Annotated in this window: 13 protein-coding genes; 9 read left to right on the plus strand and 4 right to left on the minus strand. The window is 73.5% G+C overall.

What is annotated here, in order from left to right; all coding sequences use genetic code 11:
• Nucleotides 1-126: 126 nt before the first annotated feature.
• Together ACP6CK_RS09050 and ACP6CK_RS09055 are read right to left on the minus strand one after the other, a co-directional pair.
• The gene (locus tag ACP6CK_RS09050; RefSeq protein ID WP_426958556.1) at nucleotides 127-702 is read right to left on the minus strand and encodes a hypothetical protein; all 576 of its coding nucleotides are present in this window, start codon (nucleotides 700-702) and stop codon (nucleotides 127-129) included.
• A 286-nt stretch (nucleotides 703-988) separates the two neighbouring features.
• Entirely contained in the window at nucleotides 989-3121 is a 2133-nt protein-coding gene (locus ACP6CK_RS09055; RefSeq protein ID WP_426958557.1) for a M48 family metalloprotease, read from the minus strand.
• Nucleotides 3122-3348: 227 nt separating this feature from the next.
• Between ACP6CK_RS09055 and ACP6CK_RS09060 the strand changes: the two genes are divergently transcribed.
• Nucleotides 3349-4002 carry a glutathione S-transferase family protein gene (locus ACP6CK_RS09060; protein WP_426958558.1) on the plus strand — a complete coding sequence of 218 codons (654 nt, stop codon included), beginning with the start codon at nucleotides 3349-3351 and terminating at the stop codon, nucleotides 4000-4002.
• Nucleotides 4003-4029: 27 nt separating this feature from the next.
• Here the strand turns inward: ACP6CK_RS09060 and ACP6CK_RS09065 are convergent, their stop codons facing one another.
• Complete coding sequence (locus tag ACP6CK_RS09065) at nucleotides 4030-4776, minus strand: SDR family NAD(P)-dependent oxidoreductase (protein WP_426958559.1); 747 nt, start codon at nucleotides 4774-4776, stop codon at nucleotides 4030-4032.
• Nucleotides 4773-5504 (minus strand): SDR family NAD(P)-dependent oxidoreductase, encoded by a 732-nt coding sequence (locus tag ACP6CK_RS09070; protein ID WP_426958560.1) that lies wholly within the window; start codon nucleotides 5502-5504, stop codon nucleotides 4773-4775. Before ACP6CK_RS09070 ends, ACP6CK_RS09065 begins: the two co-directional genes overlap by 4 nt.
• Before the next feature lie 66 nt (nucleotides 5505-5570).
• Here ACP6CK_RS09070 and ACP6CK_RS09075 point away from each other — a divergent pair, with 66 nt between their 5' ends.
• From ACP6CK_RS09075 to ACP6CK_RS09110, 8 genes are all read left to right on the plus strand, one after another.
• Nucleotides 5571-6347, plus strand: a complete 777-nt coding sequence (locus ACP6CK_RS09075) for an SDR family oxidoreductase (RefSeq protein ID WP_426958561.1) — start codon at nucleotides 5571-5573, stop codon at nucleotides 6345-6347.
• Nucleotides 6344-6730, plus strand: coding sequence for a dihydroneopterin aldolase (locus tag ACP6CK_RS09080; protein WP_426958562.1), 387 nt, complete (start codon nucleotides 6344-6346; stop codon nucleotides 6728-6730). The genes ACP6CK_RS09075 and ACP6CK_RS09080 overlap by 4 nt, the downstream gene beginning before the upstream one ends.
• Before the next feature lie 303 nt (nucleotides 6731-7033).
• Nucleotides 7034-9214 (plus strand): excinuclease ABC subunit UvrC, encoded by a 2181-nt coding sequence (gene uvrC, locus ACP6CK_RS09085; protein ID WP_426958563.1) that lies wholly within the window; start codon nucleotides 7034-7036, stop codon nucleotides 9212-9214.
• A 109-nt stretch (nucleotides 9215-9323) separates the two neighbouring features.
• Entirely contained in the window at nucleotides 9324-9935 is a 612-nt protein-coding gene (gene pgsA / locus ACP6CK_RS09090; RefSeq protein WP_426959897.1) for a CDP-diacylglycerol--glycerol-3-phosphate 3-phosphatidyltransferase, read from the plus strand.
• Between the two features lie 170 nt (nucleotides 9936-10105).
• Entirely contained in the window at nucleotides 10106-10792 is a 687-nt protein-coding gene (locus ACP6CK_RS09095) for a hypothetical protein (RefSeq protein WP_426958564.1), read from the plus strand.
• A 10-nt stretch (nucleotides 10793-10802) separates the two neighbouring features.
• Nucleotides 10803-11054, plus strand: coding sequence for a molybdopterin converting factor subunit 1 (moaD, locus tag ACP6CK_RS09100; protein WP_426958565.1), 252 nt, complete (start codon nucleotides 10803-10805; stop codon nucleotides 11052-11054).
• Nucleotides 11054-11521, plus strand: a complete 468-nt coding sequence (locus ACP6CK_RS09105; RefSeq protein ID WP_426959898.1) for a molybdenum cofactor biosynthesis protein MoaE — start codon at nucleotides 11054-11056, stop codon at nucleotides 11519-11521. The genes moaD and ACP6CK_RS09105 overlap by 1 nt, the downstream gene beginning before the upstream one ends.
• 239 nt (nucleotides 11522-11760) lie before the next feature.
• On the plus strand, nucleotides 11761-13218 hold the full coding sequence (locus ACP6CK_RS09110; protein WP_426958566.1) for a hypothetical protein: 1458 nt from the start codon (nucleotides 11761-11763) through the stop codon (nucleotides 13216-13218).
• Nucleotides 13219-13333: the final 115 nt, after the last annotated feature.

Consider the following 13333-nt stretch of genomic DNA (forward strand, 5'->3'; position numbering starts at 1 on the left):
AGATGCCTCCGGGGAAGGCGTCGTCTTCCCCGGACCCCATCCACCAGGGGACGGACGCGCCCCCTGGACCCGCGCTCAGATCGCGGGGGCCGGACGGCGGGTGCTCCCCTCGTGTCTTCGCCGGTCTCAGAGCGGCTGGAAGGCGCTGTCCTCCATCCCCGGACCGCGCGACAGCAGGCCGTGACGGCGGGGCAGGAACCAGCGGATGAAGCGCATCTCCGTGTCGAGCGCCGCCTGATCGCCGCGCAGCTCCTCCAGCCCGATGTTGATCATCAGGTTCCGCTGGGGGCGCAGCTCCGGATGCACCACCAGCGCGACCGCCGGTCCCCAGGCGGAACCCGCCGCCACGCGACGGTGCAGATAGGCGCCGAGCGCCCGCCGCGCGCGCTCAGGGAAATACGACTCGGCCGGCGACCCGATCATCATCTGGGTCCCTGCACGGAGCGTCACCTGGCGGTTCGTCTCCGCGGTCGGCTCATCCTCCGGCGCGCCGTCGAAGTTCCCGTAGAGATCGAAGGCGAGGAGGTCCCCGAAGGTGAAGACCCATTCCGGCGCGCCCGAATCGGCCCCGAAGATCGTGGCCCCCTCCCCCGCATCGAGGATGGCGCCAAGACTTTCCCGCAAGGTGGTCGGCACGCCGCCGCGCCCCGGCGTCAGGTCCAGGTTGCGGTAGGGGAAGCCATCCGGCCCGCGACGCGTCATGGGCTGCGGCGCGAAAATCGGAGCGTCGGGAATGGCCGCGAGGAAGGCGCCGATCCATCGGTCGTCCCGCCGCTCTCGGGGCACCCGGACGAGGGCGGGTAGATCCCTCGGAGGGCCGGCCAGCGAAGCCGGGTCAGGATGCGTTGCCGCACCGCCGAACAGCCGTGACCACAGACTCATCTGCCTCCCCCTCGCCGTCTCGGCGCAGAAGCTAGGGGCCCTTGTCCGGCCGGGGATGTCGGGGACGGTCGCGTCCGTCACGCGCCACCGGAGACCCGGCCAGGAATCACCCGCCCCTGGCGCTCCAGACGCTCGCGGCGGACGTTCCCAGAGGCTCGGTGCCCCCGCTGTCCAACATCCGGCGGGCGATGGACGCCCGGCGGTAGCGGCCGATGAGAGAAGCGAAGCCCTCCCCCGTCATCTTGCGGGGCAGCCCGGACCGCAGCGTCACGATCCGACGGGTGGCATCGAGCTTCACCCGGCGCCCCGCACCGGGCAGTCGTGCGGGGAACGGACCGGCGGGCGGCAGGAAGAAGCGCGTGGTCATGCGGCCGCGGTCGAGCGCCATGTCGAGGTCCAGCACCCGCTCCCACGGGATCGGCTGGTCCAGGCCGGGGATCGCGAACGAATCCGGCCGCAGCACCAGGAAGGGCCGGTCGTGCCGGCGCAGCGCGAAGGCCCCACAGGCCAGGAAGAGGAGTGCGAGCGCCCCCGCCAGGCCGCCGATGACCTGCCGCTCCAGCGGGCCGGTCCCGGGCACGTCCATCGCCAGCACGGTGATCACCCCGGCAATGAGCAGGCCCCCGAAGACGAAGAGGAAGATCGCGCCGGCCCGCGTGTTCTCGCGCAGCACCGTCTCCTCGGTCACCTCCGCGGCGGCGGCCTCCAGGCTTTCCCGGTGGGCCCGGGCGTTGCGGCGGACCACGCTCAGGAAATCCCCTGTCGCGGCGCGGCCCAGCGCCTCCGGCGACGCGAAGAGGCCGGCGAGGCGCGACAGGGCCTCCCGCGGAGGAGGCGCCCCGGCCTCGGCCAGCAGCGCCGGCCCGGGCGGCCGTCCCAGCGCCTCGAGGCGCTGGCGCGTGGGCGGGTGCGTGTCCGTGGGGTGGGGCTGCTGCTCCTCCAGATGGACGGCCGGGTCGTCCGGGCCCTGCGCGGCGGCGTGTCGGACGGTCTCGGCGACGAGGTCGGGCGGGGCTGCGTCGGGCGCCTTCGCCGCCGCGTCCAGCACCTCCTCGATGCGGGGATGGACCGCGCCGGTCCGCAGCAGCGCCCGGGCGGCCGCGTCTGACGAGGTGACGCCGGCCCCGGCGGCGTCCGCCGCGAACTCGCGCACCCGGCTCCAGTGCCGCACGGCGAGGTGGAAGCGGTCCACGACGAACACGCCCAGGCGCAGCGCCGGGCGCATGAGCAGCGAGACGGAGCCGTCGCGGCCCGTCCCGGCAAGGACCACGGCGTCCAGGGAGCGGCCGACGCCCGCGTAGATCGGCACGAAGCGCAGGCTGTACTCGGTGTCGCCGCCCGAGAAATGCGCGAGCTCGTGGCCGATGATCGCGGCCACCTCGTCCTCCCGCAGAAGGGGCAGATAGGGGAGCGGGAGGTAGAGGGTGCGGCCCCCCAGCGCCGTGCCGCCCGGCTCCAGCACCTTCTCCCCGGAGGAGACGAAGAACCCGCCGGTCAGGCCGACCACCACGTTGTCCGGCCGCAGCGCGCCGAGCCGCCCGGCCAGGTCGTCCAGCAGGCGCCAGAGGCCCGGCGCCTCCTCCGGCGTCACCGGGCGTCCGAGGATGACCAGCGGATCCGGCGCGAAGAGGGCGAGTGCCTTCCGAAGCTGGAAGACGGCCTTGCCGGCCAGCCATAGGCTGCCGGCGATCACCGCGACGGCGAGCCCGAGCACCTTCGCGCCGCCCGTGGAGAGATCGCCCGCCTCCAGGATCGCCGCCGCCTCGAAGCCCGTCACCGCGACGACGCCGACCGCGACGAGAACCACCTGCGCGCCGAGCACCCCCGGCAGCACGCGCCGCACGAGGGAGAAGCCACGCACCAGCGCCTCCCGCGAGGCGCGCCCGGCCCGGCCGAGGATCGCCGCCCCCAGCAGCACGGCCGCCGAGAGGACGGCCGCGGCACCGCCGCCGAGGATCGCCGCCGGCGGCAGGTAGCCGCGGATGCGGGACACGGTCAGGGCGGTCTCCGCGTCGTCCAATGCCTCCCGCGCCTGGGACAGGGCGACAGGCCCGACATAGTTGTGCCCGTTTCGCTGAAACCGCGCGCCCATGTCGATGCGCCCGCCCGGCGCGGGGGGGCGGACCTCCAGGGCCGCCACCATCTTGGCGGCCTGGGTGTACAGCGCCTCCGTCATCTGCAGGTCGGCGGCGGCGCGCTGACGCTCCCAGGCGCCGAGGCCGAGGATCGCGAGCGGCACGAGGACCGTGGCGAAGAGCAGACCGAAGAAGGCGCGAGCGCGCCGGGGCGTCTCGGGAATCGTTCGGGCTCCTGCTGTCCTGAGGGGGATTAGAACAGCGGCGGCTGCAGCGGGACGGCGCCGGCCGCCGCTGCAAGGAGACGTGATCGCGGCCGGGGCTCCGGGATGCGAGAGGCTCGGCCGGGATGCCGCATCATGGAGCCGGGCAGCGGCCAGGAGCGTCCGGAGTGATCCCCACCATCACAGCCTTCGCGCGGTCGCCCGATCGCGGCCGGGGCATGGCCCGGGACATGCCCGTCCGCTGGGCGCTGGAGGAGGTGGGCCAGCCATACGACGTCCGCCTCGTGTCCTTCGAGGAGATGAAGGAATCCGCCCACCGGGCGCTCCAGCCCTTCGGGCAGATCCCGACCTATGAAGAAGGGGACCTCGTCCTCTTCGAGACGGGCGCGATCGTGATGCACATCGCGCAGGGCCGTGCCGGCCTGCTGCCCCGGTATGCGGCGGCCCGGGCGCGCGCGATCGCCTGGATGTTCGCCGCGCAGAGCACGATGGAGCCGCCGATCCTGGCCCGCGAGGTCGCCGTGCTCGTGGAGCGGGACAGAAGCTGGTTCGAGGCGCGGCTGCCGCTGCTCGACGAACGCGTCGATGCGCGGCTGGGCGACCTCTCGCGCCGGCTGGGCGACGCCGACTGGCTGGACAGCGCGTTCAGCGCCGGCGACCTTCTTATGGTGACGGTGCTGCGGCGGCTGGGCACGTCGGGTCTCCTGGATCGCTACCCGAACCTCACCGCCTATGTCGCGCGCGGGCAGGCGCGGCCGGCCTTCCAGCGGGCCTTCGCCGCCCAGCTCGCGGTCTTCACCTCTCAGGCGGCAGGCGGCTGATCGGACGACGCCGGACGCGTCCCGACGTCAGATCGCGGCGCCCCCGTCGAGGGCGATCGCCTGCCCCGTCACGTTCCTCGCAGCGGGAGAGAGGAGGTGCCCGGCCATGTCAGCCACCTCCTCCGCCGTCGTGATGCGGCGGGTCGGCGTGCCGGCGGCGGCGTCCGCCGCGGACATGTGGAGTTCCGCCCAGCGGGCGCGCGCCATTGCCGTGTCGACCCAGCCCGGGCAGAGGGCATTCACCGTGATCCCCCGCGGCGCCAGCCGCAGGGCGAGGGCGCGCATCAGCCCGATCACCCCGTGCTTGGCGGCGGAATAGGCTACCTGGTCCGGCACGGCCCGAAGCCCCAGGACAGAGGCGAGGAACAGGATCCGTCCTTCCCCGTCCGGCAGCAGCGGTGCCGCGGCCTCGGCGCAGCGCCAGGCGCCGTCGAGGTTCACCGCCATCATCCGGCGCCAGAAGCCCTCGTCCGGCGGATCGGGGTCGCCACCGGCAATGCCGGCCGCCAGCACCACGGCGCGCAGCCCCTCCAGCCCGGCGAAGAGATGCCGCACCGCCTCCGGGTCGGCCACGTCGCAGGCCGCGTGGCGCACGCCGTCCGGCAGGGGCCCGGCGGCCGGCCCGCGCGCGGCGGCGATCACATCGTAGCCGTCCCGCACCAGCCGTGCGGAGCAGGCGAGGCCGATCCCCCGCGTGCCGCCCGTCACCACCGCCAACGGCCGGCGGGACGAACGTCCCTCGGCCGCCGGCCTCCGGCCATCGGACGCCGTCATGCCGCGGTGGTCCCGCCATCCACCGGCATCACGATCCCCGTGACGAAGCTCGCATGATCGGAGAGGAGAAAGGCGACCACCGCCGCGATCTCCCGCGGATAGGCGAAACGGCCCTGTGGCACGGCGGCGGTGTAGTCGGCCTCCGACGCCGGCTTCCCCGCCCGGGCTGCGAGGTCCGCCAGCACCGCCCGCAGCATCGGCGTGTCCGTGCTGCCCGGGGCGATCGCGTTGAAGCGCACCCCGGCCCGCGCGTAGTCCAGCGCCGCAGAGCGCGTCATCTGCGCCAGCGCGGCCTTTGAGGCGCCGTAGGCCGCCGAGGCCGGCTTGCCGATCAACGCCTGGTCGGAGGCGATGTTCACCACCGCCCCGCCGCCCTTCAGCAGGTGCGGCAAGGCCGCCTGCAGCACCGCGAAGGGGGCGAGCCAGTTCACCCGCATGATCCGCTCCGCGACGTCGAGCGGCGTGTCCCCGATCGTGCCGATCACCGTGTCGCCGGCGTTGTTCACCACGAGGTCCAGCCCGCCCAGCCGCGCCGCCGCCGCCTCCACCCAGCCGGCGATGGCAGGGATGTCGGAGAGGTCGTGCTCCGGCCTGTCCAGCCCCTCCACCCGCGCGCCGGAGGCCTCCAGCACCGCCACGATCGCCCCGCCGATCCCGCCGCGATGCCCGGTCACGAGGGCGCGCTTTCCTTCGAGGCCGGTCTGGGCGATGGGGGGTGGGGTCGTCATCCGTTCCGGATGGCACCGGGGGAGGAGGGCGACAAGCGTCCGCCCCGATCCCATCTGGCGGGGCGCATGACCATTCCCCAAAGCATCCGCCGCGCCGCGCTCGTCACGGGCGGCGCCAAGCGCATCGGACGCGCCATCGTCCTGGCCCTGGCCGAGGCCGGCTTCGACGTGGCGATCCACTACCACACGAGCCTCGCGGAGGCGGAGGAGACGGCGTCGGCGGTCCGCGCCGCCGGACGCCGCGCCTGCCTCCTCGGCGCCGACCTCTCGCGAGAGGAGGAGGTGCGGCGCCTGGTGCCGGACGCCGGGGCGGCCCTCGGCCCGCTCGGCGTGCTGGTGAACTCCGCCTCGGTCTTCGAGCGGGACGAGTGGCATGATGCGACCCGCGAATCCTGGGACGCGCATCTGGAACCCAACCTTCGTGCCCCCTTCGTGCTGACCCAGGCCTTCGCCCGTGACCTGGCGGAGGGGGATGAGGGGGTGGTGGTGAACCTGCTGGACCAGCGCGTGCTGTCCCTGACGCCTCACTTCGTCTCCTACACCTTGTCCAAGGCCGGGCTCTGGGCGCTCACCCAGACCATGGCGCTGGCGCTGGCGCCCCGGATCCGGGTGAACGGCATCGGCCCTGGCCCCACCATCGCCAGCCCCCGCCAGACGCCCGAGCAGTTCCGCGCGCAGTGCGAGAGCACCCCGCTCCGCCACGGGTCGAGCCCGGAGGAGGTCGCGCGGGCGGTGATCGCGATCCTCTCCCTGCCGGCCATGACGGGGCAGGTGATCGCGCTGGACGGGGGACAGCACCTGCAATGGTCGCCCGCCCGGCAGGCCGGGGGGCCGGAGGAATGACAGCCTATCTGCCGGATGCCGGGCGGGGCCTCCGCCGGGTCTTCGTGCGGGACCTGACCGTCCATGCCCGGCTCGGCATCCACCCCTCTGAGACGGCCCCACAGCGGGTGGTGATCGGTATCGAGCTCCTGGTCCGGGATGAGGACGTGCCCGGCGTCGGCCCGGACCGGCTGGACCGGGTGGTGAATTACGAGGTCCCTGTCACCCGCGCGCGGGAGATCGCCCTGGCCGGCCAGACCCGCCTGTCGGAGACGCTGGCCGAGCGGATCGCGCTCGCCTGTCTGGAGGATGGCCGGGTGGTCGCGGCCCGGGTGACGGTGGAGAAGCCGGACATCCTGCCCGGCGTCGGCGCGGTCGGGGTCACGGTGGAGCGGCGCCGCTGACCCGGTCGGATCCGGAATTTTCAACCCCCGGTCGTATCGGTTTCCGGCGGTCATCCACGGATGGATTGTTACACCTCTGCCGCTTTTTCGGGCGGCCCCGGCGAGTCAATATGAACGAACCGCGAAAGCCGCCCCGCTCCAAAACCCGCGCAGAATGGTGGTTTTCTTGCCTGCCCAGGAATCAGGCAACTCGCGTATGACGCAGGGATGACGGCCCTTCGCGCTGGAAACGTGCAGCCCCATCCACAACCTTATCCACAGAGTCGGGGGAAAACCCCGCCCACCCCCTGATACGGTTCCCGCATGGCCTTTTCCAACGAGCAGACGACGCCGCTTCCGCCGATCGAGGGGCGCGCGGTGATCGAGACGGCGCTCGCCACCCTGCCCTTCGCGCCGGGCGTGTACCGGATGCTCGATGCCCAAGGGGACGCCCTCTATGTCGGGAAGGCGCGGAGCCTGCGGAAGCGGGTCTATGCCTACACCCAGGTCCAGAAGCTGCCGGACCGGCTGAAGCGCATGGTCTTCGAGACGCGGCACCTGGAGGTCATCACCACGGCGTCCGAGGCCGAGGCGCTGTTGCTGGAGGCGAACCTGATCAAGCGGCTCAGGCCGCGCTACAACATCGTCCTGCGGGACGATAAGTCCTATCCCTGGCTGGTGATCACGGAAGATCATCCTTACCCGCAGATCGCCAAGCACCGGGGGGAGCGGCGGAAGGGCGCGTCCTACTGGGGCCCCTTCGCCTCCGCCTGGGCGGTGAACCAGACGCTGACGGCGCTGCAGCGGGTGTTCCTGCTGCGGTCCTGCCGGGACACGGTCTTCGACAACCGCACCCGCCCCTGTCTGCTGCACCAGATCCGCCGCTGCTCCGCCCCCTGCGTCGAGCGCGTCTCCCGGGAGGAGTACGCGGAACTCGTGCGGGAGGCGACGCAGTTCCTGACGGGCGAGACGCCCTCCATCCAGAAGCGGCTGGCGAAGGAGATGGAGGAGGCGGCCGAGCGGCTGGAGTTCGAGCGGGCGGCCGCCATCCGGGACCGCATCCGCGGGCTGACCCATGTCCAGGGCCGCGACCGCATCAACATGGAGGGGGTGGGCGACGCTGACGTCGTGGCGCTGCACATGGCGGCCGGTCAGGCCTGTGTGCAGGTCTTCTTCTTCCGCGGCGGCCGCAACAACGGCAACCGGCCCTTCTTCCTGTCCGGGACGCGGGCGGATGCGGAGCCGGCGGAGGTCATCACGGCCTTTCTCGGCCAGCTCTATGACGACCTGCCGCCGCCCCCACTCGTGCTGGTCTCCCACGAGCTGCCCGAAGCCGCGCTGGTGGCCGAGGCGCTGGCGATCCGCGCGGGGAAGAAGGTGGAGGTCCACCACCCCAAGCGCGGCGACAAGCGATCCGCCGTGGAGCATGCCCAGACCAATGCGCGGGAAGCGTTGGAGCGGAAGCTGGCCGAGGGTGCGGCCCAGGGCGAGCTGCTGCAGGGCGTTGCCAAGGTCTTCGACCTGCCCTCCGCGCCGGAGCGGATCGAGATCTATGACAACTCCCACATCCAGGGGGCCAACGCCTATGGCGTGATGGTGGTCGCGGGTCCCGGCGGCTTCATGAAGAACGCCTACCGCAAGTTCTCCATCCGCGGGGACGGGGCCGCCGCGAAGCCGAGACGTGGGGCGGACAAGGGCCCCTCCCCCACCGACGCGGAGGGGGTGGCGCCCCTGGCGCAGGAGGACGTGACGGCCCTGGCCCATGACGCGGCGGCCCGGGCGAAGCCCCGCCCGGCCTCGATGGGCGGGGATGACTTCGCCATGATGCGGGAGGTGTTCGAGCGCCGCTTCGGCCGCGCCCTGAAGGAGGACCCGGAGCGCGAGAGCGGTACCTGGCCGGACCTGGTGCTGATCGACGGCGGGATCGGGCAGCTGAACGCGGCCCGCGACATCCTGACGGAGATGGGCATCCACGACGTGCCGCTGGTGGCCGTGGCGAAGGGGCCGGACCGCGACGCGGGGCGGGAATGGTTCCACCGGACCGGGCAGGACCCGATCCAGTTGCCGCCGCGCGATCCGGTACTCTATTACCTCCAGCGGCTACGGGACGAGGCGCACCGCTTCGCCATCACCACCCATCGGGCCGGGCGGTCCAAGGCGCTGGTCCGGTCGGAGCTGGACGACGTGCCGGGCGTCGGCACCGCCATCAAGCGGGCACTGCTGAACCATTTCGGCTCCGCGCGGGGGGTGAGGAACGCCTCCCAGGACGACCTGCGGAACACGCCGGGCATCGGGCCCGCCGTTGCCAAGCGAGTCTACGAGCATTTCCACCCCGGCACCCTGACAGCGGCGGAGGTGGCGACGGCGGCGAAGCCGCGGGGGCGCCGGGCCGGAACCCGGCCGTCGGTCGCCGTGGTCGCGGAGGGTCCCGAGGAGGATGCGCCGCCCGAACCGCCCTCCCCTGCCCCGGCCGCGGACGCGCTGGGGCACGAGGTGGAGGGGTGAGTCCGGCCGGCCAGCGGGTCCGGCGGCCGGAACGCCCCGCCCCCGCCCGTCAACCTGTCACGGCACCTTGGCTGACCTGGGCGCCGGGGCCTGCTACACGGGCGGGCGGATGCCCATCGACCTGCCCAACCTCCTGACGCTGTCCCGCATCGCGGCGATCCCGCTGCTGGTGGTGCTGATGTTCCTCCGCACGCCGGTGGGGGATATCCTCGCCTGCGTCGTCTTCTCGGTGGCGGCGGTGACCGACTACTTCGACGGCAAGATCGCGCGGGACCGGGGCATCCAGACGGCCTTCGGCCGGATGCTGGACCCGATCGCCGACAAGCTGCTGGTGGGCGCGGCGCTGATGCTGCTGGCGGGGTTGGAGCGGCTCTCGCCGCTGGGGCTGCTGCCGGCCATCGTCATCATGCTGCGGGAGATCCTGGTGTCCGGGCTCCGCGAATACCTGGCCGGCCTGCGGGTCGGGCTGCCGGTCACGCGGCTGGCGAAGTGGAAGACCGGCTTCCAGATGGGCTCCATCGGGGTGATCGTGGCGGGGGACAGCGGGGCCTCGGTGATCGGGCTGGACTTCCTGCCGATCTCCTGGATGGGGGAGGCCGGGCTCTGGGTCGCTGCCGCGCTGACGCTCGTCACGGGTTGGGACTACATGACGGCGGGGATGCGGCACGCCGTGGCCCAAGACGCGGCGCCGCGCTCCGCGCCGGAGACGGGGCTGGGTTAGCGGGCGGGGGATCGGCCGGGTCCGGGCGGCGGGCCCGGGCACGACCGGTCGCCGGAGGGTGACACCGGCGCCCGCGGGGTAGCCGGGCGCCGGGCGGGGGAGCATCCTGGGGAGAATCAGAAGTGGCCGCCCCGGTGGGGTGCGGCGGATCGATCGAGAGGATTCCTGACGTGACGCGTCCTCGCCCCGGGTACCGGGGTCTTCTTGCGGCCGCGGCGCTGGCCCTGCCCATGGCGGGCTGTGCGGATGCGGATTTCGCGCCATTCGGGCGCACCGGCCCGATCGGGGCCCCCGACAGCCTGACGGTGCGACGGGTGATGGGCACCGACGCGCTGGTCGAGCCCCTGCTGCCCGAGGAGGGCAATGTGTGGCCCGCCGCGGAGGCGCCGCGCGCGACGCTCGCCAACCCGGATGCGGGTGCGACCGTGGGGACGGCCCCGACCGACGCCCTGCAGCGGGCGCGGCGCGACCGCGGCATCCCTCCCGAGCCGCGCCTGCAGAGCAACGAGCCCGGCCTCGCCGTGCCGCCGGGGGTCGCGCCGAGTCCGCGCAACCCGCCGCCGGGCACCCGTCGCCGGGGCTCCACGACGCCGCCGGACGTGCTGGCGCCGCTCGATCCCCAGCCCCTGCCGCGGGCCGACGTGCCGCCGGCGCCGCGCCCGCTGGCGCCGCTGCAACGGCAGGAAGGGCGCGTGGTGCCGGTGCCGGGTGGGCCGCCCGCCATCATCTCCGGCGGGTCCGGGGCGATTGGGACCTATTCCCAGCCCGGCGTCGGGACGGGCACGGCGATCAACCAGGGAGCCACGACCACGCTGATCGGTCCCGACGGGCGGGTGCAGGTGGTGCCGAACCGTTGAGAGGGGTCCGATGAGGGTCCTCTACTTCGCCTGGCTGCGTCAGCGCGTCGGGATCGGGGAGGAGGAGGTCTCCCCCCCGCCCGAGGTGCGCGACGTGGGCGGGCTGGTGCGCTGGCTCTCGGCGCGCGGGCCGGGCCACGCCGCGGCCTTCGCCGATCCGGCGCAGGTGCGGATGGCGGTGAACCAGGAGTTCTGCGGGCCCGACCATCCCGTGCGCGCGGGCGACGAGGTGGCGTTCTTCCCGCCGGTGACGGGGGGATGATGCCTGGCGTGCCGACCGTGCGGGTGCAGGAGGCGCCGTTCGACCCCGGCGCGGAGACGGCGGCGCTCTCGGCCGGGCGGGTGGATGTCGGGGGGATTGCGAGCTTCGTCGGGCTGTGCCGGGCCGATGACGGGCTGGAGGCGCTGGTGCTGGAGCACTATCCCGGCATGACGGAGCGGGCGATCAGGACCATCGTGGAGACGGCCCTTGCCCGCTGGCCGCTGACGGGGTGCACGGTGATCCACCGGGTCGGGCGGATCCGGCCCGGCGAGGGGATCGTGCTCGTGCTGACCGCGAGCGCGCACCGGGTCGCGGCGCTGGAGTCCTGCGCCTTCCTGATCGACTGGCTGAAGACCCGCGCGCCCTTCTGGAAGCGGGAGGAGTTCGCCGGCGGCGGCGAACGCTGGGTGGCGGCGCGAGCCGACGACGATGCGCGCGCGGCTGGCTGGGAATCGACGGCGGGCTGAGGCTCTCCGGCGTCCGGGCCGCATCATCATGACAGCCCCCCGCTGCTCAATCCGATCGCGGGGTCCGGGGCCACATCTGGCCTCCGGCGGAGGGTCCGGGAGGCAGGGCTTCCCGGCCTCGCTCTCCAGGATCGCCATGACGCGAACATGGGGGCTCCGGGGCCGCGTGCCTTGGCCGTGACATGGTTGGATGGCTCAAGGCACGGGAGTGGCGGAGGGGCGGCGGCGTGGATCGAGGGGTGGGCGACGACGCCGGGGCCGCGCCGCGCGGTGCCGGTTGGATCGCGGCGGGGTCGGTTCTTCTCGGCGGGCTGATGCTCGCCTGGCCGGCCTTCGTGAACGGGTACCCGATCCTCTTCTCGGATTCCGGGGCCTTCCTGCACCAGACCACGGGGCCGCTGATGATCTGGGACAAGCCCTGGATCTACGGACCGCTCATGGCGGTGTTCCACTGGGGGCGCAGCCTGTGGCCCGTGGTGGTGGCGCAGGGGGCGATGCTGTCCTGGATGGTCTGGCTGCTGCTGCGGGCGGTGGCGGGCGGGGCGCGTCCCGGGCTTCACCTGCTGGTCTGCGGGGCGGTGGCGGCGCTGACGGCGGCGCCCTTCTCGGCGGCGCTGCTGATGCCGGACGCGTTCACCGGGGTGGTCGTGCTCGGCGCGGTGCTGCTGGGCTTCGCGCGGGCATCGCTGTCGCGCGCCGAGGCGGTGGGGCTGACGATCGTCGCCGGGGTCGGGATCGCGGCGCACCTCTCGCACCTGCCGGTCGCGGGGACGATGGTGCTGGTGGCGCTGGTGCTGGCGGGGTGGCGCGGGGCGCTGCGGGTGGCGGCGCCGCTCGGCCTGGGGATCGCGCTGCTGCTGGTGACGAACGCCGTGGGGCATGGGCGCGTGTCGCTGTCGCCCTATGGAGCGACCTTCCTGATGGCACGGATGGTGGCGAACGGGCCGGCGATCCGGACGATCGACGCGCGCTGCCCGGCCGCGGGCTGGGAGATGTGCGGCTTCGTCGGGCGGCTGGACGCCTATGGACCCGAGGGGTGCGCGCGGCGGGCGGGCGGCTGCCCGCGCGGGCTGTTGCCGAGCGACGAGTTCCTCTGGAGCCCGGAGAGCCCGGTGAACCGGACCGCGGTCGGTGAGGTGCGGTGGTTCGGCGGGCGGTCCCTGTCCGGGGAGGCGCGGGAGATCGTGGCGGAGACGATCCGGCGCGAGCCGGTCCGCGTGGCCTGGGATGCGGTGCGGGACACCTTCGAGCAGCTGGTGACCTTTCGCGCGGGCGACACGCTGACGCGGGCCCATGTCGGCGAGGGCGTGCGGCCGCGCATCGTGGAGGGCTTCCCCCCGGCGGAGGTGGCGCGGCTGGAGGCGGGGGCGCAGTGGCGGGACGTGCTGGTGGCGCGGGTGCAGCCGTTGCTCTGGGTGCACGGGCCGGCGATGGCGATGGGCGCCGTCGTGCTGGCGCTGTTCGGCTGGCGGTGGCGGCGGGACCGGGTGGTGGCCGGGCTGGCGGTCTGCGTGGGGCTCGGCGTGCTCGCGAACGCCTTCTCGACCGGGGCGTTGAGCGGGCCGCATGACCGTTACGGCGCCCGGGCGATGTGGGTGGTGGTGCTGGCCGCGATGGTGCTGGGCATCAGGGCCTGGCGCGGGGCGCCTTACGTCCTGACCCGAGGCGCGCGAGCGGCGGTTGGGTCAAGCCGTTGATCGCGTGACGCTCATGGCTGCCGCCTTACTTCCTTACTCTCTTGCCATCTTACCTGTGGCGACCCAGGCGTCGGGGGTGAGCGGCAGGCGCAGTTCGACGGCCTGGCAATTTGTT

The sequence above is a fragment of the Muricoccus radiodurans genome (genome assembly GCF_050154705.1).
Lineage (GTDB): Bacteria > Pseudomonadota > Alphaproteobacteria > Acetobacterales > Acetobacteraceae > Roseomonas > Roseomonas radiodurans.